General features: G+C 67.9%; 27 protein-coding genes. 8 read left to right on the top strand and 19 right to left on the bottom strand.

What is annotated here, in order from left to right:
• The first annotated feature begins 2 nt into the window (after positions 1–2).
• Positions 3–1,013, top strand: a complete 1,011-nt coding sequence (locus tag ACWF4Z_RS23485) for a helix-turn-helix transcriptional regulator (protein WP_452245258.1) — start codon at positions 3–5, stop codon at positions 1,011–1,013.
• Here ACWF4Z_RS23485 and clpX read toward each other — a convergent pair.
• Positions 961–2,202, bottom strand: a complete 1,242-nt coding sequence (clpX, locus tag ACWF4Z_RS23480; protein ID WP_452245257.1) for an ATP-dependent Clp protease ATP-binding subunit ClpX — start codon at positions 2,200–2,202, stop codon at positions 961–963. The genes ACWF4Z_RS23485 and clpX overlap by 53 nt on opposite strands.
• 67 nt (positions 2,203–2,269) lie before the next feature.
• Here clpX and ACWF4Z_RS23475 point away from each other — a divergent pair, with 67 nt between their 5' ends.
• Positions 2,270–3,322 (top strand): TetR/AcrR family transcriptional regulator, encoded by a 1,053-nt coding sequence (locus ACWF4Z_RS23475; RefSeq protein WP_452245256.1) that lies wholly within the window; start codon positions 2,270–2,272, stop codon positions 3,320–3,322.
• On the opposite strand, the gene ACWF4Z_RS23470 is transcribed toward ACWF4Z_RS23475, so the two are convergent.
• Positions 3,238–3,639 carry a hypothetical protein gene (locus ACWF4Z_RS23470; RefSeq protein WP_452245255.1) on the bottom strand — a complete coding sequence of 134 codons (402 nt, stop codon included), beginning with the start codon at positions 3,637–3,639 and terminating at the stop codon, positions 3,238–3,240. The two genes, ACWF4Z_RS23475 and ACWF4Z_RS23470, sit on opposite strands and share 85 nt — an antisense overlap.
• Positions 3,640–3,735: 96 nt before the next feature.
• On the opposite strand from ACWF4Z_RS23470, the gene ACWF4Z_RS23465 reads away from it, so the two are divergent.
• Entirely contained in the window at positions 3,736–4,368 is a 633-nt protein-coding gene (locus ACWF4Z_RS23465) for a MerR family transcriptional regulator (RefSeq protein ID WP_452245254.1), read from the top strand.
• Positions 4,369–5,062: 694 nt separating this feature from the next.
• Here ACWF4Z_RS23465 and dnaB read toward each other — a convergent pair.
• Complete coding sequence (dnaB, locus tag ACWF4Z_RS23460) at positions 5,063–6,856, bottom strand: replicative DNA helicase (protein WP_452245360.1); 1,794 nt, start codon at positions 6,854–6,856, stop codon at positions 5,063–5,065.
• Between the two features lie 540 nt (positions 6,857–7,396).
• On the opposite strand from dnaB, the gene ACWF4Z_RS23455 reads away from it, so the two are divergent.
• Positions 7,397–8,731 carry an MATE family efflux transporter gene (locus ACWF4Z_RS23455; protein WP_452245359.1) on the top strand — a complete coding sequence of 445 codons (1,335 nt, stop codon included), beginning with the start codon at positions 7,397–7,399 and terminating at the stop codon, positions 8,729–8,731.
• Positions 8,704–9,171, top strand: a complete 468-nt coding sequence (locus ACWF4Z_RS23450; protein WP_452245253.1) for a hypothetical protein — start codon at positions 8,704–8,706, stop codon at positions 9,169–9,171. Before ACWF4Z_RS23455 ends, ACWF4Z_RS23450 begins: the two co-directional genes overlap by 28 nt.
• Positions 9,172–9,199: 28 nt before the next feature.
• Here the strand turns inward: ACWF4Z_RS23450 and ACWF4Z_RS23445 are convergent, their stop codons facing one another.
• The 9 genes from ACWF4Z_RS23445 to ACWF4Z_RS23405 are packed head-to-tail and all read right to left on the bottom strand — an operon-like array spanning position 9,200 to position 18,844.
• Positions 9,200–9,574 (bottom strand): DUF4913 domain-containing protein, encoded by a 375-nt coding sequence (locus ACWF4Z_RS23445; protein ID WP_452245252.1) that lies wholly within the window; start codon positions 9,572–9,574, stop codon positions 9,200–9,202.
• Positions 9,564–11,402 carry a type IV secretory system conjugative DNA transfer family protein gene (locus ACWF4Z_RS23440; RefSeq protein WP_452245251.1) on the bottom strand — a complete coding sequence of 613 codons (1,839 nt, stop codon included), beginning with the start codon at positions 11,400–11,402 and terminating at the stop codon, positions 9,564–9,566. Before ACWF4Z_RS23440 ends, ACWF4Z_RS23445 begins: the two co-directional genes overlap by 11 nt.
• Positions 11,402–13,012 carry an ATP/GTP-binding protein gene (locus tag ACWF4Z_RS23435; protein ID WP_452245250.1) on the bottom strand — a complete coding sequence of 537 codons (1,611 nt, stop codon included), beginning with the start codon at positions 13,010–13,012 and terminating at the stop codon, positions 11,402–11,404. Before ACWF4Z_RS23435 ends, ACWF4Z_RS23440 begins: the two co-directional genes overlap by 1 nt.
• A 16-nt stretch (positions 13,013–13,028) precedes the next feature.
• Positions 13,029–14,537 carry an SCO6880 family protein gene (locus ACWF4Z_RS23430; RefSeq protein ID WP_452245249.1) on the bottom strand — a complete coding sequence of 503 codons (1,509 nt, stop codon included), beginning with the start codon at positions 14,535–14,537 and terminating at the stop codon, positions 13,029–13,031.
• Positions 14,524–16,104, bottom strand: a complete 1,581-nt coding sequence (locus ACWF4Z_RS23425; RefSeq protein WP_452245248.1) for a hypothetical protein — start codon at positions 16,102–16,104, stop codon at positions 14,524–14,526. Before ACWF4Z_RS23425 ends, ACWF4Z_RS23430 begins: the two co-directional genes overlap by 14 nt.
• Before the next feature lies 1 nt (position 16,105).
• Positions 16,106–17,014: a type IV secretion system protein gene (locus ACWF4Z_RS23420; RefSeq protein WP_452245247.1), complete on the bottom strand. Its 909-nt coding sequence runs from the start codon at positions 17,012–17,014 to the stop codon at positions 16,106–16,108.
• Positions 17,011–17,874 carry a hypothetical protein gene (locus ACWF4Z_RS23415; RefSeq protein ID WP_452245246.1) on the bottom strand — a complete coding sequence of 288 codons (864 nt, stop codon included), beginning with the start codon at positions 17,872–17,874 and terminating at the stop codon, positions 17,011–17,013. Before ACWF4Z_RS23415 ends, ACWF4Z_RS23420 begins: the two co-directional genes overlap by 4 nt.
• 29 nt (positions 17,875–17,903) lie before the next feature.
• Positions 17,904–18,203, bottom strand: coding sequence for a TrbC/VirB2 family protein (locus ACWF4Z_RS23410; RefSeq protein ID WP_452245245.1), 300 nt, complete (start codon positions 18,201–18,203; stop codon positions 17,904–17,906).
• 41 nt (positions 18,204–18,244) lie between these two features.
• Positions 18,245–18,844, bottom strand: coding sequence for a DUF6668 family protein (locus tag ACWF4Z_RS23405; protein ID WP_452245244.1), 600 nt, complete (start codon positions 18,842–18,844; stop codon positions 18,245–18,247).
• A 248-nt stretch (positions 18,845–19,092) separates the two neighbouring features.
• Here ACWF4Z_RS23405 and ACWF4Z_RS23400 point away from each other — a divergent pair, with 248 nt between their 5' ends.
• Positions 19,093–20,502 (top strand): hypothetical protein, encoded by a 1,410-nt coding sequence (locus tag ACWF4Z_RS23400; protein ID WP_452245243.1) that lies wholly within the window; start codon positions 19,093–19,095, stop codon positions 20,500–20,502.
• On the top strand, positions 20,499–20,732 hold the full coding sequence (locus ACWF4Z_RS23395) for a hypothetical protein (protein WP_452245242.1): 234 nt from the start codon (positions 20,499–20,501) through the stop codon (positions 20,730–20,732). The genes ACWF4Z_RS23400 and ACWF4Z_RS23395 overlap by 4 nt, the downstream gene beginning before the upstream one ends.
• 104 nt (positions 20,733–20,836) lie before the next feature.
• Here the strand turns inward: ACWF4Z_RS23395 and rplI are convergent, their stop codons facing one another.
• The 4 genes from rplI to rpsF form a co-directional block, all read right to left on the bottom strand.
• Positions 20,837–21,283: a 50S ribosomal protein L9 gene (rplI, locus tag ACWF4Z_RS23390; protein WP_452245241.1), complete on the bottom strand. Its 447-nt coding sequence runs from the start codon at positions 21,281–21,283 to the stop codon at positions 20,837–20,839.
• 14 nt (positions 21,284–21,297) lie between these two features.
• Positions 21,298–21,531, bottom strand: coding sequence for a 30S ribosomal protein S18 (gene rpsR, locus ACWF4Z_RS23385; protein ID WP_012924539.1), 234 nt, complete (start codon positions 21,529–21,531; stop codon positions 21,298–21,300).
• A 78-nt stretch (positions 21,532–21,609) separates the two neighbouring features.
• Positions 21,610–22,188 (bottom strand): single-stranded DNA-binding protein, encoded by a 579-nt coding sequence (locus ACWF4Z_RS23380; protein WP_452245240.1) that lies wholly within the window; start codon positions 22,186–22,188, stop codon positions 21,610–21,612.
• 92 nt (positions 22,189–22,280) lie between these two features.
• Positions 22,281–22,571 carry a 30S ribosomal protein S6 gene (rpsF, locus tag ACWF4Z_RS23375; protein ID WP_130386399.1) on the bottom strand — a complete coding sequence of 97 codons (291 nt, stop codon included), beginning with the start codon at positions 22,569–22,571 and terminating at the stop codon, positions 22,281–22,283.
• A gap of 269 nt (positions 22,572–22,840) precedes the next feature.
• Here rpsF and ACWF4Z_RS23370 point away from each other — a divergent pair, with 269 nt between their 5' ends.
• Complete coding sequence (locus ACWF4Z_RS23370) at positions 22,841–23,644, top strand: deoxyribonuclease IV (RefSeq protein WP_452245239.1); 804 nt, start codon at positions 22,841–22,843, stop codon at positions 23,642–23,644.
• Here ACWF4Z_RS23370 and ACWF4Z_RS23365 read toward each other — a convergent pair.
• From ACWF4Z_RS23365 to ACWF4Z_RS23355, 3 genes are read right to left on the bottom strand one after another with little or no spacing between them, the layout of a single operon-like run.
• Positions 23,637–24,146, bottom strand: coding sequence for a hypothetical protein (locus tag ACWF4Z_RS23365; RefSeq protein WP_452245238.1), 510 nt, complete (start codon positions 24,144–24,146; stop codon positions 23,637–23,639). The genes ACWF4Z_RS23370 and ACWF4Z_RS23365 overlap by 8 nt on opposite strands.
• A gap of 27 nt (positions 24,147–24,173) precedes the next feature.
• Complete coding sequence (locus tag ACWF4Z_RS23360) at positions 24,174–25,382, bottom strand: MFS transporter (RefSeq protein ID WP_452245237.1); 1,209 nt, start codon at positions 25,380–25,382, stop codon at positions 24,174–24,176.
• Positions 25,383–25,411: 29 nt separating this feature from the next.
• A complete protein-coding gene (locus tag ACWF4Z_RS23355; RefSeq protein ID WP_452245236.1) occupies positions 25,412–26,128 on the bottom strand; it encodes an SDR family NAD(P)-dependent oxidoreductase in 717 nt (238 codons plus the stop codon).
• Positions 26,129–26,145: the final 17 nt, after the last annotated feature.

Here is a 26,145-nt window from a genome sequence, read left to right as displayed (position 1 = left end):
CAATGGGGACTCGTCAAGAAATGCCCGGACGCTTGCTCCGGCTGCTGTCGTTGCTGCAGAGCCGCCGCGAGTGGTCCGGCAGCGAGCTGGCCGACCGCCTCGGCGTGACTCCGCGGACGCTGCGGCGGGACGTGGACCGGCTGCGGTCCCTCGATTACCCGGTCACCGGGACGACCGGGACCGCGGGCGGCTATCGGCTCGGTCCTGGTACGACGTTGCCGCCGCTGCAACTCGATGACGACGAGGCCGTGGCTGTCGCGCTCGGGTTGGTCGGCGCGGCCGGCGGCGGCGTGCTCGGGATGGCGGAGAGCTCGATGAGCGCGCTGGCCAAGCTGGAGCAGGTGTTGCCGGCACGGCTTCGACCACAGTTGGCGGCGGTGGGCTCGGCGGCCGAGGCGATCCCGCGACCGGGCGTCCCGCAGGTCGCACCGGATGTGCTGGCAACGCTCGCGCGGTGTTGCCGGAACCACGAGATAGTTGCCTTCGACTACCACGGACGGGCTCGCTCGGTGACCCGTCGCCGAGTCGAGCCGCATCAGCTGCTGTCGCTGACGTGGCGGTGGTACCTGCTTGCCTTCGATCCGGAGCGCGACGACTGGCGGATCTTCCGGGTCGACCGGATTCACGACGTCACCTCGACCCTGCATCGCTTTTCCCCACGGGAGTTGCCGGCGCGCGATGGTGCGACGTACCTGGTCGAGTCCTTTGTGTCGGCGCAGTATCAGCACTCGCTTCACCTGACCGTGCATGCGCCGGCCGAGGCCGTGACCGCCACGTTTGAGGGTGTGGTTCGCGGCATCGTCGAGCCTATTGACTCCGAGTCCTGCCGGGTGCGGTTCAGCGCGGACACTCCGTCGCTGCTGCTGACCCAGGCCGCGGCTATCGCCGTACTCGGTCGTTTCTCGGTCGACCATGCGACCCCGGAAACCGCTGGGCTGATCGCGGCGGTCGGCGAACGGCTCAGGCAGTCCTTCGGCGGCGGGGTGGAGTCCGCGGGATCAGGGTCGGATTGACGTTGGTGTCGACGGCGTCGCGGTCGACGAGCACGCGCTCGATGTCGTCGCGGCCGGGGACGTCGTACATCACCGGGAGCAGCACCTCCTCGAGGATCGCCCGCAGCGCGCGGGCGCCGGTGCGGCGGAGGAGCGCGAGGTCGGCGATCGCCTCGATCGCGTCGGGGGTGAACTCGAGCTCGACGCCGTCGATGCGGAACAGCTTGCGGTACTGCTTGATCAGCGCGTTCCGCGGCTCGGTCAGGATGCGGACGAGGGCGGCGCCGTCGAGGGCCGGGACCGACGTGACGATCGGGAGCCTGCCGACGAACTCGGGGATCAGGCCGTACTTCATCAGATCTTCCGGCATCACCTTGGCCGGCCCGGATGCCTCGAGGAACTCGAACGGCTTGCGGCCGAAGCCGATCTCGGACGGGCGGGAGCGCCGCGCGATCAACTCGTCGAGGCCGTCGAAGGCGCCGCTCACGATGAACAGCACCTTGGTCGTGTCGAGTTGGATGAACTCCTGCTGCGGATGCTTACGCCCACCCTGCGGCGGGACACTCGCGATCGCGCCTTCGAGGATCTTCAGCAGCGCCTGCTGGACACCCTCACCGGAGACGTCGCGGGTGATCGACGGGTTCTCGCTCTTGCGCGCGATCTTGTCGATCTCGTCGACATAGACGATGCCGGTCTCGGCCTTGCGTACGTCGCCGTCGGCGGCCTGGATGAGCTTGAGCAGGATGTTCTCGACGTCCTCACCGACGTATCCGGCCTCGGTCAGCGCGGTGGCGTCGGCGATCGCGAACGGAACGTCGAGCATCCGCGCGAGGGTCTGGGCCAGATGGGTCTTGCCGGAGCCGGTCGGGCCGATCAGCAGCACGTTGGACTTGCCGAGCTCGACGTCCATGCCCTTCGTCCGGTGCCGCTTGTAATGGTTGTAGACGGCAACGGACAGCGCCTTCTTCGCCTCGTCCTGGCCGATCACGTAGCCGTCCAGGAACTCACGGATCTCGCGCGGCTTGGGCAGCTTGGGCAGCCGACCAGGCGGGTCGTCGCTGGGATCGCCGAGGTCCTCATCGGCGATCAGTTCGTTGCACAACTCGATGCAGCCGTCGCAGATGCACAAGGGGCTGGGGCCGGCGATCAGCTTGCCGACCTGCTGCTGGCTCTTGCCGCAGAACGTGCACTTCAGCATCTCGGCCGTCATCCCCGCCGCCTCCCAGATGTTGTGAACATCCAGATGGTATCAACATCTGGGTGCTATCGTGGCAGCCGTGAGCCGGTTGACCAGGGCGGACACGCAGCTGCGCACGCGGGCCAGGATCGTGGCCGCGGCGCGCGCCGAGTTCGCCGCACGCGGCTACCGAGACACGACCATCGATCGCATCGCCGCTCGCGCCGACCTCACCCGGGGTGCCGTCTACTCCAACTTCCCCGGCAAACGCGCGCTGTACTTCACTGCCCTGACGTCTCCCGCCGAGCCGCGGCCGAGCCTGCGCGGGCGAGCCGGGGGACGGCGTGCGTCCACAGCCTCGGACCTTGCCGCTTGTGCCCTGGCTTGGCTCGACCGGGAGCATCCGTCGCCGGATGCCGTCGCGGAGCTGGCCGATCTCGGCACTCAGTACGCCGGCCTGATGGAACTGAACGCCGTACTCCTCGGGCTGTCTTTAGGTGAGCACCGACTGGGCGTCTCGCGGCTCGCCCTCACGCTTCTTGCCGGTGCGACTCAGCTCTCCCCCGGGTTTGTCCAGCCGCTCGCGGTGGCCGAGGCCTGCGCGCACCTCGCGGATCTCGACCTGGCCGATGCCTGGACCCCGCCGCCCACCCGCCCGCCGGTCCGCCCTGTGGAGGAGGCATGGACCCGGCCGCCCGTTGACGACGAGGTGCTCCGTCGTACGGCGAACCTCGACGGGGTGATCGTGGTCCTCGGGCTCAACCGCCTCGCCGCTGTCGAGGACGTCGTACGCACAACGTCGGCGCCCACCATCGCTCTCGTCTCCAGCCAACCGGGCGAGCTCGGCCCTCTCGCCCGGTACACCACCGACACCGTGCTTGGTTGCCTACAGCAACCTCCCCGGATCCAGCTCGTCCACGACGAGGACGGCGTACTCGCGTCGGCGCTGGGGTGTGAGGTGATCGGCGACGACGTGGAGTACGCCGCTCTGGTCGACGGCGAGCGGATCATTTCCCGCGCGGAGGGTTTCGGCGCCGCGTACGCGATCGCCGCTCAGGCCGCTCTTGGTCAGGCCGCGATGAGCTCGATCCCCAGCGTCAGCACGCCGAGCGCTAGGGCGGCGGCGCCGACCCAGAGGACCCACAGGAACTGATTCGGCTGGTTGCGGCCCTTGCCGGCGGACGAGGCGAAGAAGCCGCCGGACATCAGGATGGCCGCAGCCGGGATCGCCAGCCGCGCGATCCACAACCAGAACCCGGTCAGGCTGGTCTGATCGACGTACAGGAGTCCGACCAGGCTGAGGATGACCAGCACGCCGGCGTGTCCGTGGCCGGCGCGGGCGAACGACTTCTGGAAGTCGGTCATCGGCACCTGCCCCCGGACGATCTTCGTCATGAAGTAGCCACCGAACTGGATGGTGACGATGGTCAGCAGCACGACCCCGGCAATGATCCGCGACGAGTCGGTCATGAGTACACGCTCTCCTTGGGTTCATACATGGATAGTTGAGGTATCCGTTTATGGATACTGATACTATCCATGCCAGTGACAAGGAGGCAAGCGAAAATGCGAATCGGGGAACTGAGCAAGGTCACCGAGGTCCCGGTGCCGACGATCAAGTACTACCTGCGCGAGGGCCTGCTCCCCGCGGGCGAACTCAGCAGCCCGAACCAGGCGTCGTACGGCGAACCCCACGTCCGCCGGCTCCGCCTGATCCGCGCCCTGGTCGAGCTGGCTCAGGTCCCGGTCGCGCAGGTCAAAGACATCCTCGAGTCCCTCGACGCCGACGACGTACCCCTGCACGAACAGATCGGCCGAGCCCACCGCGCCTTGACGCCACCCCGCAAACAAGCCGCCTCCGAAGAAGCCCGCGCTTTGGCAACCACCCAGGTCACCGACCTCATCACCCGCCGAGGCTGGTCGGTCGAACCAGACGCCCCCGCCCTAACGACCCTGATCGAAACGGTCGCCGCCCTCCGCACCCTGGGCCAAGACAACCTCGTCACGTTCCTGGACGCCTACGCCGAAGCCGTAGAACGCTTCACCCAACTAGAAGTAGAAGCAGTAACCACCAGCCCCACCCGAGACCAACTAGCCGAATCAGTAGTCATCGGCACCATCCTCGGCGAAACCCTCATCTCCTCCCTCCGCCTCCTATCCCAAGAATCAATCTCAGCCCATCGCTGGAAGAACCAATAAGACAGAGGAAAGAAAAAAGCAGGGACAGAAAAGACAGAGTGGCTGGGTGCCTGGCGGGCCCGGGGCGTAGGTGCGGCCAGTCGGTGGCCGGCGCGTGAGGAGTGCAGCGAATCACACCATGCGAGGGATTGAGGCTGCCGAGGACCAGCCACTGAGTGAGCCGGTCTCCAGGCCATCACAATCCAGGGTTCCGGCGGATGCCAGGCGTGAGTCTCCTGCTGGACGACGATTGTGATGGCCTGGCGGTCCGGATGCAGCCGCTTTGAACGCTCGCCCGACGAGCCGAGGGCGTCGATCAGCCAGCTGACCACAGTCGGGTGCGCGACCTCGGCACCATCGTCGGTTCAGCCACCACTCGCCGCCACATGATGCCGACCCCAAACAGGCACCCAGCCACTCTGTCTTTTCTTTACCCAGGCGCGCAACGCATTCGCACTCGGATCTCCAGGCCATCACAATCGCCGTCCAGCGACTGAGTCACGCCTGACCTCCAGCGAAACCATAGATTGTGATGGCCTGGAGATCCGCTCACTCAGCGGCGGGCCTTCGCCAGCCCGATCCCCCGGCCCATCGTGGGTTGTCGCACTCCCGACACGCCGACCACCGGCTGCCCGCACAGACGCACCAAACCCGCCACGCGCCCAGCCGCTCTGTCTTCTTTCTGAATATTCCTCAAAGTTGCTGCTAGCAACAACTAGCCGTCGTGCGCCATATCTACGAAGCGGGAGTAGTGGCCCTGGAAGGCTACAACGACGTCGGCGGTCGGGCCGTTGCGGTGTTTGGCGACGATGAAGTCTGCTTCGCCGGGGCGGGTGGATTCGCGTTCGTAGGCGTCTTCGCGGTGCAGGAGGATGACAACGTCGGCATCTTGTTCCAGCGAGCCTGATTCGCGGAGGTCTGAGGCCATGGGGCGTTTGTCGGAGCGTTGTTCGGAGCCTCGGTTGAGCTGGCAGATGGCTACTACGGGGAGCTCTAGTTCTTTGGCGAGGAGTTTGATGGAGCGGGAGAACTCGGAGACTTCCAGTTGGCGGGACTCGACCTTTTTGCCCGACGTCATCAGCTGGAGGTAGTCGATGACGATGAGGCGGAGGTCGTGGCGTTGCTTGAGGCGGCGGGCCTTGGCGCGGATCTCCATCATGGTGAGGTTCGGAGAGTCGTCGATGAAGAGCGGTGCCTCGGAGACCTCGCCCATCTTGCGGGCCAGGCGGGCCCAGTCCTCGTCGGTCATCTTGCCGTTGCGCATGTGGTGCAGCGGGACCTTGGCCTCGGCGGAGAGCAGCCGCATGGTGATCTCGTTGCGGCTCATCTCCAGCGAGAAGATGCACGAGGTCAGGCCGTGCCGGATCGACGCCGAGCGAGCGAGGTCAAGGCCCAGGGTGGAGTTGTGGGTCGGGATCATCGTCTTGCCGGCCAGGAACAGATGGTCGGGGTTGTCCACCTCGACGCAGCGCACCGGCACGCTCGCGACCTCGTCGATCCACTCGAGCCGGCGCTCGCCCTCACCGGCGAGCGCGGCCGGGAAGCCGTGCCCGGTGATCTGCCGGGGCGCCGATCCGGGGATCGGCGGTGTCAGTCCGGGACTCGCTGACATCGCCGTGAACAGATCGGCGCTCGTGCAGACCACCGGGCGACCGCCGTCCTCGACGCGCCACTGGTGCTCGGCGTCGGCGACGATCGTGGCGGCGTCGGAGAACGTCAGCCGGTAACACGGCCGGTCCACCATCACCTCGGTCGCCGCCACCACGGTGGTCGGCTGACCGTTGACATCGAGCAGCTGGTCGCCGACGGCGACCTCGCCCATCGTGGTCCAGCCGGTCGGCGTCGGCAGCGGGGTGTCGAGGGCGAGCGCCTTCCCCATCGCGGGACGGGCGGCGACGATGATCATCTGCCCGGGGTGCAGACCGTTGGTCAGCTCGTCCAGGTCGGTGAACCCCGTCGGCACGCCGACCATCGCGTCACCACGGGAGTCGATCGCCTCGATCTCGTCGAGGGCGCCCTCCATGATGTCCTTCAGTGGCGCGTAGTCCTCGGTCGTGCGCTTCTCGGTGACCGAGTAGATCTCGGCCTGCGCCTCGTCGACGACGTCGTCGACCTCACCCTCGCCCGCATACCCCAGCTGGACGATCTTGGTGCCGGCCTCGACCAGGCGGCGCAGGATCGCCTTCTCCCGAACGATGTGCGCGTAGTACCCCGCGTTTGCCGCGAGTGGGACCGAGGCCACCAAAGTGTGGACGTACGGCGCTCCGCCGATCCGCGCCATGTCGCCGCGCTTGTTCAGCTCGGCGGCAACGGTGATCGCGTCGGCCGGCTCGCCGCGCGCATACAGGTCGGTGATCGCGTCGAAGACCGACTCGTGCGCCGGGCGGTAGAAATCCGTCCCGCGGAGCGTCTCGATCACATCCGCGATCGCGTCCTTGCTCAGCATCATCGCGCCGAGCACGCACTGCTCCGCCGCCAGATCCTGGGGTGGGGTGCGGTCGAAGCCCATCTCCGGACGACGCTCTTCCTGCCCGCCGCCCTGCCCCCCGCGGAACTCCGCCACGCTCACTGTGCCCGACCTCCCAGTCCGCCGCTGCCCAACCACCTGCGCCACTTACAGAAGCCGGGCTCGAACACCTGATCGAACCTTAGCCTGACCCACGGACAATAAGCCGCCCGTCGAAACAGACACCTTCCGCAGGCGGACTCGCCCCCGAGACTGCGGGCGGATGGCGTCGGTACAACTCCTAGGCACGCGACCGTACGCCGGTCTCGTCACCAGGTGGTATCCGGTCGTCCACAGGGGGTGTGGATGAGTTGTGGGAAACCCCACCCGGTGGTGTGCACAGGTTGGGCACAACCCTGTGGATATCTGCGGACGACGGCCCACAACACGGCTCTGACCTGCGGTTTCTCACATCAACAACTGTGGAGAAGAAAAAGTTCAGAACTTCTTCCGCAGTCCGGGATCCGGCGCCTGTGCACAGCCCAGGTCAGGCACAATGGGGCCCATGCTCATGACACCACACCGCCTTCACGACGCGGCGTGGTGACGGCAAGGACCCGGCTCCGGCGGCTGATCGGGGACCAGGACAAAGAGATCCTCCGGCTGGCTGTCCCGGCGTTCTTCGCGCTGGTCTCCGAGCCGTTGATGCTGCTGGCGGATTCGGCCATCGTCGGACATCTCGGTACGCCGCAACTCGCGGCGCTCGGGGTCGCCGGGACGATCCTGCAGACCCTGGTCGGCGTCTGCGTCTTCCTGGCGTACGGCACCACCTCCGCGGTCGCCAGACGGATCGGCGCGGGTGATCACAAGGGCGCGCTCGCACAGGGCATCGACGGACTGTGGCTGGCGCTGCTGCTGGGCGTCGTACTGGCTGTGGCTGGGCTTGTCCTGGCACCGGCAGCCATCTCGGCGTTCAACCCCTCCACAGACGTCGCCGACTATGCGGTGACTTATCTGCGGATCTCGTGCTTCGGCATCCCGTCGATGCTGCTCCTGCTCGCGGCAACCGGCGTACTGCGCGGTCTGCAGGACACCAAGACACCGATGATCGTCGCGATCACCGCCAACCTGCTCAACATCGGCCTGAACGTCCTACTCGTCTACGGCCTGCACCTGAACATCGCCGGATCGGCACTCGGTACGGCGCTCGCCCAAACGGCCGCCGGGGTGGCGTTGGTGGTGGTCGTCGTCCGCGGGGCCAGGCGCGACGGCGCGAAGCTCCGACCGGATCGGCCGGGTATCCTCGCGTCCGCGCAGATGGGCGTGCCGTTGATCGTCCGCACCCTGACGTTGCGGGTGGCAATCATCCTGCTCACCTTCGTCGCAACGGCTCTGGGTACGACGTCCGTCGCGGCACACCAGGTCGCGTTCACGCTCTGGTCGTTCCTCGCGCTCGCCCTGGACGCGATCGCCATCGCCGCGCAGGCGCTCACCGGCCGCTCACTGGGCGCAGGCGACGTGGCCGGCACTCGCGCGATCACTCGCCGGATGATGTGGTGGGGCCTGTTCTCCGGAGTGATCGGCGGTCTCGCGCTGTGGGGGCTGCGCGATGTCTACGTCCCGTGGTTCAGCTCGGATCCGGAGGTACGGCGGACGCTCGCGGCCGTCATCGTCGTCGCGGCGCTCTGGCAGCCCGTGAACGGGATCGTGTTCGTCCTGGACGGCGTACTCATCGGAGCCGGCGACGGCCCGTATCTCGCCGTGGCCGGTGTGATCGCACTAGTTCTCTACGTACCGCTGGCGCTGAGTGTGCTGTGGCTCGACGGCGGGATCGTCGCCCTGTGGTGGGCGTTCGGCGGGTTCATGCTGCTGCGGCTGCTCACGCTGACGACCCGCGAACGACGCGACGGATGGCTGGTGACAGGAGCTACCCGCTGACCCCGGAGTGCGGCATCGTGGATCCGGAGGAAAGGAGCGGTATGGCCGACCCGGACGACGATGTGACCGCCGATCTCGCGGAAGAGGAGATCGAACGTGCGCGCGGCGAGGAGCGCGAACTGGAGGAGCGCCGCCGTCGCCAGGACACCCTCGACGCCACCGCCAGGGCGACCACCAACGCCGAACTCGACGCGGCCGAGGCCTACCGCCTCGCCCACCTCGCCGAGCTGGACAGCCGCAGGCATCGCGACCTCGCCGAGCTCGACCAACAGCACGAGCGCAGCGTCGCCGCCGAGCACGAGGCCAGGGTGGCCGACGGTCAGGCCATCGCCGCCGACGAATACGCCGCCAGAGCCCGGCACCGCCGTCGTGAGGCGGAGCTCAAGCGCAAGCGAGCGCAGCACGTGAGCGCCGAGCCCGACCTCGGCCTGGGTGATTGACCCAGGCCGACACCAAGACCGGCCCGGATCAGACGCTGCGGATGTTCGGTTGGCGTTGGTCGAAGAAGAGACCGGCGGGCGGCTCCTCCACCGGTAGTGGCGGGATCGGGTAGTCCGTATGCGCGCCACGGCACGCCGCGAACGGACCGTCCGGATCGAGCAGCGCCATCATGTGCGGGTCCGCGTGGTCGCGCCACCAGACCGACATCCCGGTCGCCGGGTCGAGCCGCAGGTGTTCCCAGGCGCGCCAGATCGAGTCCAGCCGGCTCAGGGCCTCGGCGTGCCGGTACCACTCCGGGCACCAGATGAACTGCTGCCCGATCCTCCGCGTGTACAGATAGATCAACCGGTCTTCGACGAAGGCCGCTACATGCGGGTAGAAGAGTTCCTGTTCACCATCCACCGTGCTGCTCCTGGTTCTGTTCCCAGACCGGCTTCTCCGGGCCACGCGGAATCGGCGCCGGCTGTCCACCGCCGGCCACGACCCACGGGTTCGCGCTGCCCCCCGAGGTGGCGCTCGCGCCCGGATCGTACTTCGCCAACGACGCCTTCACCGCGCCGGCGTCCGGCCGGGTGAACCACGGCACCGTCTTCACCATCGTCGCGGGGATACCGGACGGGAAGACAACAGCCCGCCCCGGCGGCATCGAGGCCAGGTCGGACACCTCCATGATGTTGTGTCGCTGCGTCTGCCGGCTGGTGCCGCGCTTGCCCTCGTTGTACGAGACGGAGCTCGAGATGATGTCGTAGTCACCGATCAGCTTGCTCAGCCGCTCGAGGAAGTTCGAGTCCGAGGCGCCGCCGCCGTACACCCGGATGTTCGCGGCGGACCAGAGCTTCTCCATGCCGTGGTCGCCCCAGCACTCCTGGCCCTGGGCCCAGGACTGCAGGATCGTCATCAGCACGATGCCGCGGGAGCCGAAGTGGCTGTACAGGTCGGGCAGGTTCTTCCACCGGCAGACGTTGGCTGCCTCGTCCAGCACGCCGACCAGCGGGTTCGGCATCCGGCCCATCGGACAACCGCGGGCGAACTGCTCGGCCGCCTCGACGACGGCGACCGTGAGCGCGGTGACCAGGGGTCCCGCCGTACCGGCGCCTTCCTTGGACAGGCTGTACAGCGTGCCGCCCTGGCGGACGAACTCGTGCGGGTTGAACTGCGGACGGGTGTCGTTCGGTCCCTGCGGGACGACCCAGCGAGTGACCTTGCGGTTGACCAGGAACTGCGCGCTCTGCTGCGCGGTGCCGTAGACACCGGCGCGCTGCTTGTCCGGCGCGTTGATGACACCGGCCAGCGCGTCCGCGGACAGGTGCAGGCCCGGGGTGTTGCGAAGAATGCGCTCGGGCTCGTCGTTGCGCTGATCGGCAAGCCACGAGTACACCTGCGTGATCGGCCGCTTCGCCACCGCGCAGGCGAGCAACAGACCGGCCAGCAGATCCTGACCGGCGGCATCGAAGAACGCGTCCGTCTGGGCGTTGAGTTGGCGCTGCGAGGCGACGAAGTGCTCGGCCATCTCGCGGGCCTTGGTCTCGTCGGTGATGTAGCTCAGCGGGTTCCACCACCAGCTCGGCGGCTCCTCGCAGACCTCCTGCGGGTCGAAGACCCAGACCGGGCCTTTCTCCGTGCGCGGTCCGCGGGTGGCGTCGACGATGTCGCGCTTGTTCGACGTGGCGACCACCGCGCCCGGCGCGTCCAGGATCGCCGGTACGGCGCGGGACGTGGTCTTACCGGTTCGGGGGCCCCAGATGTCCACGTGCATGTCTTCCCAGGACCCGAACACCTCGAGGTTGTCCCGGACGGTCCGGCCGATCATGATGCCGGGGCCGGCATGCCCGGCGCCGAGCCGGTCGGCGATCCCCTGCGCGCCCTCGCGGGTGAGCTTGAAGATCTCGGACCGCTTCGACATCAGGAACGCCGTCTTGTCCACCCGGCCGGTGGTCTCCTTGCGCCGCCGGGCGAGCATCCACCCACCGAGGCCGATACCGGCCAGCACGAGGACCTCGAGGATCAGGACGCCGGTGGCCGCACCGGACCAGAGCAGCTTGCCGGCGATCAGCTCGGCCAGCGTGGTCATCGGATTCGGGATCGGGCGGGTGTTGTTGATCGCGGCGGCGATCTTCAGCGCACCCCACACGCCCAGGACGATGATCGCGAACAGGCTGACCCCGATGAAGACCAGGATCGACTCGACCGAGAGGCCACCCGGTCCCGTGCTCTTCTTGCCCTGGGCCATTACTCGTCAACTCCCGTTCTGGCGACCACCCGGGTGGTCGGGTCGGGCGGCGGCAGCAACGCCGGATCGTCCAGGCTGTACTCCCCGACGACCTCCTCGGTCCCGTCGGCGGCGACCTCGATCTTCATCGGCTTGCCGTCGGCACCGGTCTTCCACAGCTTGTTGGTGTCGTTGATCTCGCGCTCGACCGAGGTCAGGCCGACGTGGACCGGGATCCCCGGCCGGCCACCGACCTTCACCAGGAAGTTACCGCGTCCGGGGGGCGCGGCCTCCTCTCCGGTGGCCGGGTCCCACGCGGGCGGGTCCTGCCAGCCGATGAGCATGTTCTGCTCTTCCTCCGACATCGGCACGACCTCGGTCAGGTTCTCCATCTCGGCGCGCGGCAGGCCGCCGCAGATGACCATGCCGGACCGCTCGACGAAACCCTTCGCCTTCATCCGGTCCTCGGGGTGTTCCAGTGCCAGCAGGTCGGACATGGTGTGCGAGATCATCGCCATCCCGACACCGCGCTGCCGGTTCAGGCGGGTCAGCGCGTCGACGCGGTCGACCAGACCACGACCGGCGCGCAGCACCCGCCACAGCTCGTCGAGGATGACGAAGTAGTGCCGTTGCGGCTCCAGCCCGGCCGCCGCCAGCGCCTGGGCGACCGCGACCGCGCCGAACCCGTACGACCAGCAGGCCAGCAGTACGGCGGCCTGCAGGTTCGTCTCGGAGTCGTCGATGTTGGACACGTCGAACACGACCGGACGGTCCATCTGCATCGGGTTGTCGGTCTGCTCGGAGAAGATCTCACCGAGCCGGCCACCACCGACCAGACCGATCAGCGACGCCTCGAGACCCTCGGTGATCTGCCGGTACCGGTCCAGGCTGCCGCGGTCCAGGGCCACGTTGCGGACCCGGTCCGGGGCTTCCTGGATGACCTGGAGCAGGTCGCGGAGCACCGGCGTACCGGTGTAGCGCTCGTCGAGGACCTTCAGCGCCTCGTCGATGATGGTCTCTTCGCGGTCGTTCGGCGGCGACGCGCGCATGATCGAGATCAGCGCCGACACCATCGTCTGGCGGCGGCCGTGCGCGTCGGCCTGGATCGCCTCACGCGCCTTGCCGGTCAAGCGAAGCGCTGCCTTGCGGGACTCGCCCGGGTCGAGCACGTTCAGGTGACCACGGCCACGGCCGAGCTCGATGACCTGACCACCGAGCGCCTGGATCAGGTCCTTGTAGTCCGGCTTGAGGTCGCCGAGCACGAGCGGTTGAACGCCGTACCCGGCCAGGCCGAGCGCCATCCGGCGGGTGATCGTCGACTTGCCCAGACCCGGCTTGCCGAGGACGAACATCGACGGGTTCGAGATCAGCTTGGCTCGCATGAACCAGCTGATCGGGTCGCAGCACATGGTCGCGCCGGAGAGAATGTTGCGCCCGATCGGTACGCCGACCATCGGGCTGCCGGTGCCGGCCGCGAACGGCCACAGCCCGCAGACCTGCACCGTCGTACCGCGCCACTCCGCCGGCGCCTGGAGATAGGTCGAGTAGCCGCCACCCGGCGCGGGCCAGCCTCGCGGCATCGGCCGCTTGCCCCGCTTGGACGGATCGACGGGCTTCGTCTTCTTGCTCATTGCGACTCCCCAGTTGTCATAGCGACTCGCGCAGGCCGGCCGGGACGGAGAGGTGACTTTGCAGTACGACGCCCAGCGGCAGCGCGGCCACGAACGCGGAGTCCTGCGAGCCGTACGCCGGCCGGAGCAGGATGCGCGCGGTGGCGCCGAGGTTGTCGATCGCGGCGATCATGTCCGGGATCTGCTCCGCCGTCATCACGGTGCCGGTGACGACCATGCCGAAGTTGACCAGGCCGGCGCCCCGCGCTTCCTCCTGCGCGGTCCGGTCCGCGGCGCGCGCCTCCGCCATCGTTCGTGCGGTCGGTCGGCTCGACGTCGTCGCACGGAAGGACGCGTTGCGCTTGTCGGCCTCGACCATCCGGGCCGAGGTGGCCGCGTCCAGCGGCCGGTACAGCAACGTGACCCGCTTGCGATCGATGTCGATGTGCGGCGCGACCAACTGGGACAGCACTGACGAGAACACCTCGCCTCGCGGAGCCTGGGTCATCTGCCACGTCACCGACCAGGCGGAGTCGTGCCGGTACCTGTCCCAGAACCCCTGCGCGGCGGCCGGCCCGACGTCGGTCCACTGCAGCTCCGGTGCCATCCCCTGACCGCGCGCTTCGTCGATCAGTACGGCGGACGCCGGGTCGTAGGCGATCCGGATCGTCTCGCACAGTTCTTGCGCCGTCACCGGGCGAGCCGCGCCCGCGCCCGTGGCGTTCAGACTCTGTGTCAGGGCGGGCAGCCGGGACGCGAGCTCGCGGCCCATGTCGTCTTCCTTGCGGCGCTTGCCGCTGCGGTCGGTGCCCTTGAAGGTCAGCGCGACCCGGGCCGAGAGCAACGCGGAGCCCTCCGGGTAGGTCTGCACCACCTCGGTCAGCATGGCCCGCGCGATCGCCGGCGTACCGTCCATCATGTTGTTGCCGACCTCGCGGCGCAGCCGGATTCCGGTGTCGGGCGCGCTCTCGACCGTGACCGATGCGGCGACGATGCCCGGCTCGTGGCCGAGCGACGCCAGCCACTGGCCCCAGTGCGCCACCCAGACGTCCACCTGGTCCTCGTCGACGAGGGAGGCACCGTCGGGCTCGGCGTTGATGACAACGGTGAAGTGCCGCGTGCTCGGGTAGAAGAGCAGCGCGAACGGGCGACCGTACGAGTCCCGGTACTCGCTCAACTGGGACGCGGCGGCCAGGCCGGGGATCTGGAACTTGCCCCAGGCGGTCCGTCCGAGCGGGCCGGACCGGTAGATGTTGTGCTTGGCCATCTTCGCTCGTTGCCATCCAATCCGGGTCGAGAGCCGTTGCAGGGCGGACTGCCCGTGCTTGTCCTTCGTCATCAGCATCAGCAGCGCCACCCCGACGATCACCAGGGTGATCACGGCGGCGATCATCCCGCCGGCCATCATCACGATGATGGTCAGGAGCAGACCGCCCATCATGATCGCGGTGCCGAGGGTGCCCAGGCCGGCGATACCCGCCGACGCCGGCTGCCGCCAGTTGCCGTAGGTGCGAGGGGCGCTTCGTACGTTGTCAGCCGCTGCCACGTGGTCCGTCCGGTGGTCGTTGGTCGCGTGAGTTGTCCTGCTGTGCTCGGGCCCGGTCGTCGTCGCGGCGGGTGTCGCGCCGGGTGCCGGTGCTGCCGGTCGGTCCACCGCCGCCACCGCCACCGCCGCCGCCTCCACCACCGCCGCCACCGCCACCGCCACCACCGCCACCACCGCCACCATCGCCGCCGGACTCGCCACTCGAGCCGTCGCCGATGGTCGCCTTCGTGGCCTCGTCGGTCATCTTCTTGACCGCCTTGACGCCTTCGGCGACTGCCGCCCCGACGATGACCACCGGTGCGGCTACGGCCGCGACCGGCGCTGCCGCCGCACCGAGGCCGGCTGCAGCCCCGCCGCCACCACCACCAGCTGCTGCCGCTGCGCCGGCTCCCTCGCCGCCGGCCGCCGCGCCCGCACCTTCGCCCGCGCCGGCACCCGCTCCTTCGCCGGCTCCGCTCGGCGCCTGGTTCGGGCCGACCGGTTGGGCTCCGGTCGGGCCGCCCTCGCCGCCGGTTTCACTGCCCTGGTTGTGGCTGTCGATGGACTGCTGCGCCTTACCGGCGAGCTTGTCCATGCCGACCAACTTGGCCGCGAGCATGCCCGCCCCGGCGCCGCCGGCCGTGGCGCCGACCATCGGCACGATGAATCGCATCAGCGCCGGCAGTGCGAACAGCGCGAGCACGAGCATCGTCAGGCCGGTGACCATGTTCATGATCTGGCTGCCGACGTCGGCGCCGGCGAAGTTCAGGCCCTTCCCGTTGTTCGAGGTGAGTCTTATCGCGGTCGCATAGACGATCGCGGCCACCGGTTTGTAGAGAACGAAGGCGAGGATCCAGGCGACGATCTTCTTGAACCAGCTCCGGCCCATCTCGGTGTTGGTCGCGGCCGCGGCGACCGGCAGGACGCCGAGCAGCAGGATCAGCATGGCGGAGCGGACCACCATCAGCACGATCTGGATCACTCCCGCGATCACGGTGAGGATGCCGATGGTGATCATCAGACCGAGACCGATCAGGCCTGTCGGCGCCGACAGGCCGACCATGGCCGCGATCGTCTCACCGAAACCCTTGCCGTGGGCCTTACCGATGCCGCACACCCATTGCCTGCCGGTGTCGTCGAGTGCGGTGGTCACGAGGCAGTCGGAGAACTTGTCGAAGAACTCGATCAACGCCTGCGCCACCGCGACCGAGAAGAACGCCGCACCGGCCAGCGTGATCAAGGACCGGAGCAGATCGCGCGCCGTCTCGCCGCGCTGGCTCCAGGCCATCTGGATGCAGCCGACCAGTAGTCCGATGACGGCCACGGCCCAGGCGACGTACGCCGTGTGCTGCCACATCCACAGCACCGTGTCGTTGGCCGGATCCCCGGTGTCGACGTTGCCTACCGCCGGCGTGGGAACGTAGATCCAGAACGTCCCGATGGTGCCCATCACCACGGTGATGGCCTGGGCGATGGCGTCAAGAATCGGCTGGAAGATCATGACGATGAGCCTCTCGATACCCTCACCGATCGCCTTGGTGACATAGCCGATGAGGTTGTTCAGCCAGTCCCACCCCAGTGGAATCATGTCAGGACGTCTTCGGTGAGACGAAGCGGAGAATAGCGGGCAGCGCGACGACCGCGATGAGCATCATGGTGACGCCCATGATGAGCTTGAGTGTCTCTGGCGTTCCGTCCGGCGGCTTCACGCCCTTCGGGGCAGCGGGGGCCGCGATGAGCTTGATGGCAGTGGCGTAGATCAGCGCGGCCACTGGTTTGTAGAGGATGAATCCGGCCAGCCAGCTCACCGCCTTCTTGAACCACATCATCCCCATCTCGGTGTTGGTGGCCGAGGCGGTCAAGGGCAGGACACCGACCAGCAACACCAGCATCCCGTAGCGGACGATCATCAGGCCCAGCTGGATGATCGCGGTGATCACCATCAGGATGCCGACGAGGATGATCATGACGAAGCCGAGTTGTTCGGTCGGAGACTGCAGCGGTTCGGTCATCCGCTCGGCGAGCTGGAGCGCGAAGGCGTGCTCATCCGCGCCGAGCGCCTGACCGATGATCCAGGTGGAGAACTGATCCGCGGAGTCGATCAGCACGGCCGCGAACGTCGTCGCGGCGGCCGACACCACGACCATGGTCATCAGCATCTTCAGGATCTCGCGCAGCGGCTCGCCACGGTGCGAGACGGCCATCTGGATGCACCCGACGATGACGGCGAGAGTCGCCGCCGAGACCAGGACGTAGTTGGTGTGGTACTGGATCCAGCCGGCGGGACCGTTGTCCGAGATGTCCGGGGTCTTGATGTAGATCCAGAGGAATCCGACGGCCTTCAGGACCGCTTCCACCGCGTCCACGACGACCTTGGCGATCGCGTCGAAGATCTTGCTGAAGAATCCGGGCAGAACCGCGTTCAGTGCCTGGCCGAGCCACTTCTCGAGGCAGTCGTCCCAGTCCCAGGGCGCCAGCGAACAGCCGAGTGCGATCATGCCGCCCCCGCGAATCTGACGTAGCCGTCGAGCGACGACAGCACGTCGGGAGCGACCGTGCCGTTGAACGAACCGTCGGCCTTCAGCACGGCCTTCCAGTCGCTACCGACCCATTTCATCGTCACCGGCAGCGAACCGTAGCTCTGGTGGTTGAGCTGGACAGCGATCTGGAGGATGGCCTTGGTGGGCTCGTAGTCGAGGATCTTGAAGCCGGCGAACTGGACCTGTGCCTTCGTCGTCGGCGTGGCCGGCGTGCGGAGGTCCGCGAGCGCCTGCGTCTGTCCGGGTCCGGGCAGGCACCGCGTCCGCAGCACCTCTTCGGTCAGGCTCCGATTCACGATCTGACCGAGCAGGACCATCGCCGCGAGCACAACTCCGGTCTGTGAGTGGGCGAAGCAGGAACGCACACCGGACCCGGAGGTGATCGCGGGCCCGCCGGCCGCTTGGAGCGGGATGAGCAGGTCGCCCTCGAACTGCCAGGTCACGGCCGGCGGCGCTGCCACCGGCTCCCTCTGGTCCGGGTGCCTGTTCCGGCAGCCGCCCGTTGCGCTGTTGAGCGGTGGCGGCGTGGTCGGAGTCGTGGTGCCACCAGGTATCGGCACCTCGGTCGGCGTGGCGGGCGGCACGGACGGCTCCTCGCTGGACCGTTCGGTGGGGATGACGTTGGTCGGGGTCACCGTCGGCGCGGTGGCCGGCGTGCCCGAACCATCGCGAAGGAAGAACCAGACCAGCAGGCAGACCAGCACGGCGCCGATGACGATCGTCGCGGCGACGAACCCGCGCTCCTCCCAGAAGCGCGTGCCGTCGCCTGCGTCGTCGTCATCGTCATCGGCGTCTGGATCCCGCCCGAACAGTGCCATCGCTGCTCAGCGCCCGCGGCAGATCAGCGTCACTTGGTCGTCTGCAGCAGGCCGACCAGGCCCGAGGCCGAGCCGATCACGATGCAGGCCGCCAGCACCCAGCCCAGCCGGGCCGCGTGCTCGCCACCCTCGCCGCGGCGCTGACCGACGGCCATCATCGCGCCGGCGATGATGATGCCGAGCACGCAGATGGCGAACGCGATCCAGGTGACCCAGCTGATGACCTTCTTGAGCCCGTTGGCACCGGGAGGTGCGTCACCGGTGCCGGGGTCGATGTCGATGAGCGGAAGCTGGTTCGTGGCCTCCGTGATCAGGTGTACCAACATCATCTCAGTACTGCCTTTCCGTATGGGGCGGGATAGTCCGCTGGCTATGACGCGCGAAGAGCGTAGATGGATTCAAGGACTTCGAAAACCTCGTCCGGAGTGTTGTCAGGCGTGGGACCCTCCCCTCGGCGCCACTCCTCGATCCACGGGATGTCCCAGACCCTCGGGACGCCGCCGCCGACGATGTCGGCGAAGTCGTCGAGTACGCGCGGTAACCGCCCGGGAGCGTCCGCGATCAGCACCAGACCCAGCACCGCGACTCCCTGGACGACACCTGACGCCCACTCGATCGCGGCCCGTTGGGCTGCACGCAGACCCGAGCCGTGGGTCCGGGCGACCAGAACCACCGGGGTCGGCACCGGCGGCGGCGGAATCGGCCAGCGATGGTTGGCGGCCCGGGTGCCGGGCAGCAACTGCGACATCGTGGTCTCGCCCGCGCCGCCGTGAACACCGACCCACCACAGCGTGTCGGCGGCCGGGATCGCGAACTTGGGCAGCCGCTGGTCCTCCGCGGGCGGCGCAACGCCGTGCTGCGGCGCGGACGGTCCGCGCGGACCGAAGTCCGGCTGAACCGAAGGGGCGACCGACTCCGGTGACCCCGAATCCGGCGGCTGTTGCTGCCGAGTCCATGGGTTCTGCGTCATGGCCCCTCCTCTCGCGCTGCGTCACAGGCTGTCGCCCACAGTATTCTCTCGCTTTCCGGGTGTACTTTCGTGACCCATCCACAGGCGAGGATGTTTCTACCCCCTTGTCGGGGTCAGTCGAGCCGCCCGGCCCGCGTGATTTCTGCCTGCCCGGAAACCCTGGCATGCGTCGTGCGGGAGACATGCTAGAACGAGGACGTCGAAGTCGGATGAACGAGGGGAACCTGTGGCGGGAATGAGAGGTCGTCGTGGCTGAGAAGATCCCGTCCTGGCCCAAGGTCACGATTCACCTGTACGACGACCACAACGCCGAGGTGAAGATCGCCGGCCGGAGTCACCCGGTCAACCACCACGATCCGCGACAGGCCGCGATCGCGATCGTCAGCGACCGGGCCGGCCAGCTCGGGCGGCCGGTCAAGGCGACCGCGGTGGAGTCCGACGGTGCCTCCTGGCCGCTGGTCATCCACCCGGACGGCCGGGTCGAGGCGATCGAACCCGAGGGTGGGCGTAAGGGCGGCCGTGGCGGCAAGTCGATGGTGCCGATCATCCTGGCCGCCGCCGTGGCCTTCGTGCTGATCGCGGGGACCGGCGTCTATCTCGTCGTGTCCGGGAGCGACGGGACCCCCAAGCCGACCGCCTCGCCGAAGCTGCCGCAGCTACCGGCTCCCAGCGTCGGCCCGGACCAGTTCGTCGCCCGACCGGTGCCGCCGGGGTGGTCCACCAACGCGAGCTGGACGGTCGACCTCGCACCGAACACCACTCCCGTCGTGTCACCCGACGGGAGTGAGGTCGCCGTACTGACGCCGGACAGCAAGCTGGCCGTGTTCGACGGAACCGGCAAGGTGATCTACCAGGACACACTGCCGAACCAGTTCCCGGTTCCGTCGTACACGATGATCGACGACAAGCCGGTGCTCGCGGCGGCCACCGACGACACGCTGTACTACTGGCCCGGCGACGGCGCGCTGCCGAAGGCGATCAAGCTGCCCAACAGCGCCGACGTCCAGTACTTCGGCACCTCGCCACTGATCGAGATGTCGGACGAGGCCGGCGACGGCGTGATCTCCGGTGGCCAGATCAAGGCGGTGCCGAACCAGAAGCGGGAGGCGACGATCCTGCTGGCCGAGGGCGACCGGGCGCTGATGGCCCGGTACGCCGGTCCGCTCTACTGGAGTCAACCGGATCACGACCTGCAGGAGTTGGACCCGAAGCCACCGAAGGGGTCGAAGGGTATCGACCGGGTTGTTGCCGCAAGCCCAGGTCTGGCCCTGGTGCTGTGGAAGACCGCGGACCCGGAGAAGGTGATCCCGGCCGTCCACTCGTCTGCCAACGGTGCCGTCGTCGCCACCTGCCAGACCACCGACACGGACAAGGCCGCCGGGTGGCAGTGGGTCCCGGACATCGGGCGCAAGGTCGCCGCGTGGGGTGAGTGCCTGATCAACTTCGGCAAGCACACGACATCGATCTACACCTCCTTCACCCCGCAGTCGATCACCGGTACGACGATCTACGGCACAGTCAGCGGTACGCCGGTCGCCACCACGCCGGGCGGCAAGTCGTACACGCTGGCGGCCAACACCGCGCGGCCCTGGGGCATCGTCGGCGGGCACGCGATCGTCGTGCACAACTCGGTCCTCTACGCGTTGGACAAGAAGTGAAGCCGGCGGCCCGAGCCGCAGGCGGACTTCTGGCGCTGCTGATGCTGATGGCACCGGGGCGGGCCTTGGCGGCCGACGATCCTGATCCGGTCACCTGGCCGACTGTCATTGCTCCGGGGGCGGGCAGCGGTTCGGATCCGGTGCCGGTCCAATGGACAGTCGTCACCAAGCCGGACCTCAACGGCCCCGACCCCGGCCCCACCACCTGGCCCCAACCCAAACCAGGCTGACCCCACGCGCGGCGCGGGTGCTACCGCCTGACGGGGAACAGATATGGCACAGGCCCGCGTCCCCCGAGGGGGGCGCGGGCCTGTGGTGTCGTGCTGTGCCGGGGTCAGCCGGCTGCGACCTCGAGGCGGACCGTGGCGGCCACCTCGGGGTGCAACTGGACCGAGACCTGGTGCTTGCCGGTGGTCTTGATCGGCGACGCGATCGCAATCGCGCGCTTCTCGACCAGCGGGCCGCCGGCGGACTTGATCGCCGCGGCGATGTCGGCCGGGGTGACCGAGCCGAACAGCCGGCCGGTGTCACCCGCCTTCACGCCGAGCGTGACATTGAGCTGCTCGAGCTGGTTCTTGACCTCGCTCGCGTGCTCCTTGCCCTGGATCGCCCGGGCGTCGCGCGCCCGCTTGATCGAGTGGATCTGCTTCTCGGCGCCGCGGGTCCAGCCGATGGCCAGGCCGCGCGGAACCAGGTAGTTGCGGCCGTAGCCGTCCTTCACCTCGACGATGTCGCCGGGAGCCCCGAGGCCCTCGACCTCCTGCGCCAGGATGAGCTTCATGGTCCGAACCTCCCTCAGCGAGCCGTGCTCGTGTACGGCAGCAAGGCCACCTCACGAGCGTTCTTGATTGCGGTGGCCACATCGCGCTGGTGCTGCACGCAGTTCCCGGTCACCCGGCGGGCGCGGATCTTGCCGCGGTCCGAGATGAACTTGCGCAGCAGCGCGGTGTCCTTGTAATCGACGTACGTCGCCTTGTCCTTGCAGAAGCCGCAAACCTTCTTCTTCGGCTTCCGAATGATCTTGGCCATTGTGGTGCTCTCTTCCTTCCAGAGCCCGGCACACGTGCCGGAATGGTCTGTGCTGTCAGTTCACGATCCAGGACCGGATCAGAACGGAGGCTCCTCCATCGAGCCGCCGCCCTGGCTGGCCCAGGGGTCGTTCTGCGGAGCGGCCTGGCCGCCACCGCCTTGCGGGGTTGCCCAGGGGTCACTCTGCGGGGCGCCACCGGCTTGGCCGCCGCCCTGGCCGCCGCCGAAGCCGCCGCCCTGGTTGCCGCCACCACCGAAGTTGCCACCGCCGCCTTCGCCGCCGGGGCCCGAGCGCATCGCCCGGGTCACCTTGGCGGTGGCGCTGCGCAGGCTCGGCCCGACCTCGTCCACGTCGATCTCGAAGACCGTGCGCTTGTTGCCCTCACGGTCGTCGTACGAACGGGACTTGAGCCGGCCCTGCACGATCACGCGCATGCCTCGCTGCAGCGATTCGGCCACGTTCTCCGCGGCCTGGCGCCAGACGGAGCAACTGAGGAACAGCGACTCGCCGTCCTTCCATTCACCTGACTGCCGGTCGTAGGTCCGTGGCGTCGACGCGATCCGGAAATTCGCGACGGCCGCACCGGACGGGGTGAACCGGAGCTCAGGATCGTCGACAAGGTTGCCGACCAGTGTGACGACGGTTTCGCCTGCCATTGCCGTTCCTCCTGCTATCGGGTGTGACTGTGTCAACAACTATCAGTAGCGGCCTGCGCCGACAGTACCGATGGTTGCTGACGACCCCAGGCTCAGTGCTGGTCCGGCCGGATGACCTTGGTACGGAGGATCGACTCGTTCAGCGTGAGCTGACGGTCGAGCTCCTTCACCACCGCCGGCTCGGCGGTCAGGTCGACGACGGCGTAGATGCCTTCGGACTTCTTCTTCACGTCATAGGCAAGCTTGCGGCGACCCCAGATGTCGAGCTTCTCGACCGTGCCACCTTCCTTGCGGACGATGTTCAGGTACTGGTCGATGGACGGCTCGACAGTGCGCTCATCGAGCTCCGGGTCGAGGATCACCATGACTTCATAACGACGCATGCGCGAACTCCACCTCCTTCGGACTTGGCGGCCACGGTCTCTCCGTGGCAGGAGGGCGATGCGGTGCGCTTCACGCCGACACTTGCCGTCGGCGCCAAGCAACGAGCCCGGTCGATGGACCGGGCCACATCCAAAGAATACCAGCGTCCGGACACCGACTTGACCATATCCACAGGCCAGTTCCGGTAACTCTGCGTGATACGGGCCCTGCCCGCGGCGAGGTGGGGTTGCGGGTGAGAACTGTCGGAGCGCGGTTCTAGGGTGGGGTCATGAGCTTGAAGCTGGGTGCGCATGTGGACCAGGAAGACCCGTTGGCCGAGGCGGCCGAGCGGGGTGCCGAGCTGGTGCAGTTCTTCATCGGCAATCCACAGGACTACAAGGCGCCGAAGCTCGCGTATGCCGACGGCGCGGAGGCGTTGCGGGACCGGGCGGCCGCCGCGGGCGTCGACCTCTACGTGCACGCGCCGTACCGGCTGAACGTCGCGAACACCAACAACCGGATCCGGATCCCGAGCCGCAAGCTGCTCCAGCAGACGCTCGACAAGGCCGCCGAGATCGCGGTCAAGGGCGTGATCGTGCACGGTGGGCACGTCGGTGACGAGGACGATCCGGAGGCCGGGTTCGACAACTGGCGCAAGTGCATCGAGCGCGCCGAGCTGCCCGTCCCACTGCTGATCGAGAACACGGCCGGCGGGGAGAATGCGATGGCCCGCCAGCTGGACCGGATCGCGCGACTGTGGGATGCCGTTCAGTCGTCCGGGAACGACCGTCTGGAGAACGTCGGCTTCTGCCTGGACACGTGTCACTTCCACGCCGCCGGTGAGGACCTGCCGACGGTCGTCGAGCGGGTCATGGCGATCACCGGACGGATCGACCTCGTCCATGCGAACGGCTCACGCGACGAGTTCGGCTCGGGCGCGGACCGGCACAGCAACTTCGAGGAGGGTCACATCGACCCGGCCGAGATCGTGGCGGTCGTGCAGGCGGCCGGTGCGCCGGTCGTGGTCGAGACGCCGGACGCCAATCACGGTCAGAAGGCCGACATCGACTACCTCCGCGCTCACCTCAAGTAGCCGGCGAGTCCAGCTCCGGGTTCAGGTTGTGGAGCCAGTAGGTCAGTGCCCACGGCAGCAGTAGCGCGAGCGCGGTCGTGCTGCCCGGTACGACGAAGACGCCGGCGACGATCGCCAGCAGGACCACGGCCGTGCTGACCTCGAAGAAGTCGAAGCGGCCGATCAGCTTGGTCCGCAGTGTCACGCGGCCGATGGCACACGCGATATACCCAACGATCAACACGACGAAGGCGACCAACGCGACGACTGCGCCGACCCACGCGAGTGCGTCGTACTTGTCGGCCTGGATCAGCGCGCCGGACAACTGAAAGACCGCGACCGCCCCAGTCAGCCCGGCGCACGTGAACAGGAAACCGGTCCGAGTTCGCCGAGCCTCGCCCGCATCGACCTTCGGCTCGGTCTCCTCCTCAGTCTCCTCCTCGGCCGCGCCCTCGTCCGCACCATCGGTCTCATGGTCAGGAACGGCGTCAGCAGCAGCGGGATCCGGTTCCGGGGGTGCCATGGGCCTGACGGTAGCGCAGCAGCAGAGTCAGGCCGGCTCTGGTACGGCGGCGGGCTTGGCGGCGCGCCAGGGGAGGACGGCGGCGCTGAGGAAGCAGCATGCTCCCGCTACCCAGAAGGCGCCTCGGAGGGTCAGGACGCTGGCGAGGATGCCGCCGAGGGCAATGAACGCCGGTTGGACGGAGCGGGAGCTGATCGACCACGCCGCAATCACACGGGACATGAAGCCGTCCTCGGTAACTTCCATCCGGTACGTCGCGAAGGACGGGTTGAAGACGCCGGCGGCCACCAACAGGAAGAACTCGGCCACGGTGAGCAGGGCAAACCCGCCGAAACCGTGTGGCGCCAAGGGAAAGAGCAACAACCACGGAGCCCGCAGTACGCCGAACACGACGAGCATTCGATGCAGTCCGTACCGCCGGGTGAGCGCCGGCGCGACCTGCGCACCCAGCACGCCGCCGAGACATGACGCGCCGAGAAACACTCCATAACTCCACGGCGCCAGACCGAGGTCACGCAGCATGAACACCGCCAGCAGTGGTGGCGTCATCATCACCGAACCGCCGAACAGTTGCGAGTTCCAGAACAGGACCGCGAGCCCGCGATGGCGCATGATGTACCGCCATCCGGCGGTGAGGTCGGGCTTGCCATCTCGCCGTACCGGCTCTGGCTCGGGCTGCTGGATCCGCCGGATGCCCAGCGCAGACAGCAAAAACGACACTCCATCGACTGCGAGCGTCGCTGTGGCGCCGACCAGGCTGACCAGCCCGCCACCGACCGCCGGACCGACGCTCAGCGCGATCCAGTTGGTCTGCTCGAACTTGCTGTTGGCCTCGGCCCGGCCGGCGGACGGGACCAGCGCCTTCAGGTGCGCGCCACTCGCCGCCTGGAACGCGATCATCCCGGCGGCGTTGACGACACCCACAACACAGAGCTGCGCGTAGGTCAGCACGTCGAAGGCTGCGGCAATCGGCACCGACAGCAGGACTCCGAACCGGACCAGATCCGCTGCGATCATCACCGGCCGTTTGTGCCGTTGCTCGATGAAATCACCCATCGGCAGCCCGAGCGCGGCACCAGCGACCGCGGACAACGCCGCCAGCATCGAGACCTGGAACGTATTCGAACCGAGCACAAGCACGGCGATCAGCGGCAACGCACCGAGGCTGACGGCCGATCCGAACGCACTAACAGCAAACGCGCCCCACAACCGACCGAAGTCCCGACCCAAAGACATCCCAGAATCGTAGAAGCCGCCGCCGACATTTAGCGCAGGTTCAGGCCACCATCGAGTATGACGACCTCGCCGGTCAGATATGTGTTCTGGACAAGGGCGGAGATCAGGTCCGCGACGTCGGCCGGCTGAGCGGCACGACGCATCGGGCTCGAGGTTTTCCACAGCTCCTGGGCGTCGGTCCACGACGCGGTGAGGGGCGTGTCGACCAGACCCGGCGCAACCGCGTTGACGCGGACCGACGGCCCGAGCGCCGCGGCCAGGAGCTTCGTGACGTGATTCAGTGCCGCCTTGGAAGCGGCGTACGCGACCGAGCTTCCCTTCGGCCGCACACCCGCGTGGCTGGTCACGTTGACGATGCAGCCGCCGGATTCGCGGAGCGCGGGAAGAGCCGCCGTACACAACAGCCACGGCGCGATCAGGTTCACGTCGAGCACCCGCCGCCAGTCGGCAGCACTCAAACCATCGAGCTCCGCATGTGGCACGGGCCAGCTGATCCCGGCGTTGTTCACCAGTACGTCGAGCCGTCCGTGCTCGGCCACGACCTCCGGGACCAACGCCGAAGCCGCGGCATCGTCCGCGAGATCAGCCTGGTGATACGACCCACCAAGCTCCGCAGCCAACGCCATCCCAGCGTCGCGACTCGAGCGCGAGTGCACTGCGACGGTCATCCCGTCCGCCGCCAGCCGCCGGGCCGTCGCCGCCCCGATCCCCGACGCCGACCCCGTCACCAACGCCACTCTCCGCATCGAGCAAGCCTAGAAGC

Source organism: Kribbella sp. NPDC055071, assembly GCF_053608045.1.
The sequence above is the reverse complement of the archived record's forward strand: the minus strand, read 5'-3'. Positions and strand labels throughout refer to the sequence as shown.

What these genes read in the sequence shown, in the direction of transcription:
- ACWF4Z_RS23485 (WP_452245258.1), top strand. Translation starts at nt 3, where the DNA reads ATGGGGACTCGTCAAGAAATGCCCGGACGCTTGCTCCGGCTGCTGTCG.
- clpX (WP_452245257.1), bottom strand. Translation starts at nt 2,202, where the DNA reads ATGACGGCCGAGATGCTGAAGTGCACGTTCTGCGGCAAGAGCCAGCAG.
- ACWF4Z_RS23470 (WP_452245255.1), bottom strand. Translation starts at nt 3,639, where the DNA reads ATGACCGACTCGTCGCGGATCATTGCCGGGGTCGTGCTGCTGACCATC.
- ACWF4Z_RS23465 (WP_452245254.1), top strand. Translation starts at nt 3,736, where the DNA reads ATGCGAATCGGGGAACTGAGCAAGGTCACCGAGGTCCCGGTGCCGACG.
- dnaB (WP_452245360.1), bottom strand. Translation starts at nt 6,856, where the DNA reads ATGGGCTTCGACCGCACCCCACCCCAGGATCTGGCGGCGGAGCAGTGC.
- ACWF4Z_RS23450 (WP_452245253.1), top strand. Translation starts at nt 8,704, where the DNA reads ATGGCTGGTGACAGGAGCTACCCGCTGACCCCGGAGTGCGGCATCGTG.
- ACWF4Z_RS23440 (WP_452245251.1), bottom strand. Translation starts at nt 11,402, where the DNA reads ATGGCCCAGGGCAAGAAGAGCACGGGACCGGGTGGCCTCTCGGTCGAG.
- ACWF4Z_RS23435 (WP_452245250.1), bottom strand. Translation starts at nt 13,012, where the DNA reads ATGAGCAAGAAGACGAAGCCCGTCGATCCGTCCAAGCGGGGCAAGCGG.
- ACWF4Z_RS23425 (WP_452245248.1), bottom strand. Translation starts at nt 16,104, where the DNA reads ATGATTCCACTGGGGTGGGACTGGCTGAACAACCTCATCGGCTATGTC.
- ACWF4Z_RS23420 (WP_452245247.1), bottom strand. Translation starts at nt 17,014, where the DNA reads ATGATCGCACTCGGCTGTTCGCTGGCGCCCTGGGACTGGGACGACTGC.
- ACWF4Z_RS23415 (WP_452245246.1), bottom strand. Translation starts at nt 17,874, where the DNA reads ATGGCACTGTTCGGGCGGGATCCAGACGCCGATGACGATGACGACGAC.
- ACWF4Z_RS23410 (WP_452245245.1), bottom strand. Translation starts at nt 18,203, where the DNA reads ATGATGTTGGTACACCTGATCACGGAGGCCACGAACCAGCTTCCGCTC.
- ACWF4Z_RS23405 (WP_452245244.1), bottom strand. Translation starts at nt 18,844, where the DNA reads ATGACGCAGAACCCATGGACTCGGCAGCAACAGCCGCCGGATTCGGGG.
- rplI (WP_452245241.1), bottom strand. Translation starts at nt 21,283, where the DNA reads ATGAAGCTCATCCTGGCGCAGGAGGTCGAGGGCCTCGGGGCTCCCGGC.
- rpsR (WP_012924539.1), bottom strand. Translation starts at nt 21,531, where the DNA reads ATGGCCAAGATCATTCGGAAGCCGAAGAAGAAGGTTTGCGGCTTCTGC.
- ACWF4Z_RS23380 (WP_452245240.1), bottom strand. Translation starts at nt 22,188, where the DNA reads ATGGCAGGCGAAACCGTCGTCACACTGGTCGGCAACCTTGTCGACGAT.
- rpsF (WP_130386399.1), bottom strand. Translation starts at nt 22,571, where the DNA reads ATGCGTCGTTATGAAGTCATGGTGATCCTCGACCCGGAGCTCGATGAG.
- ACWF4Z_RS23370 (WP_452245239.1), top strand. Translation starts at nt 22,841, where the DNA reads ATGAGCTTGAAGCTGGGTGCGCATGTGGACCAGGAAGACCCGTTGGCC.
- ACWF4Z_RS23365 (WP_452245238.1), bottom strand. Translation starts at nt 24,146, where the DNA reads ATGGCACCCCCGGAACCGGATCCCGCTGCTGCTGACGCCGTTCCTGAC.
- ACWF4Z_RS23360 (WP_452245237.1), bottom strand. Translation starts at nt 25,382, where the DNA reads ATGTCTTTGGGTCGGGACTTCGGTCGGTTGTGGGGCGCGTTTGCTGTT.
- ACWF4Z_RS23355 (WP_452245236.1), bottom strand. Translation starts at nt 26,128, where the DNA reads ATGCGGAGAGTGGCGTTGGTGACGGGGTCGGCGTCGGGGATCGGGGCG.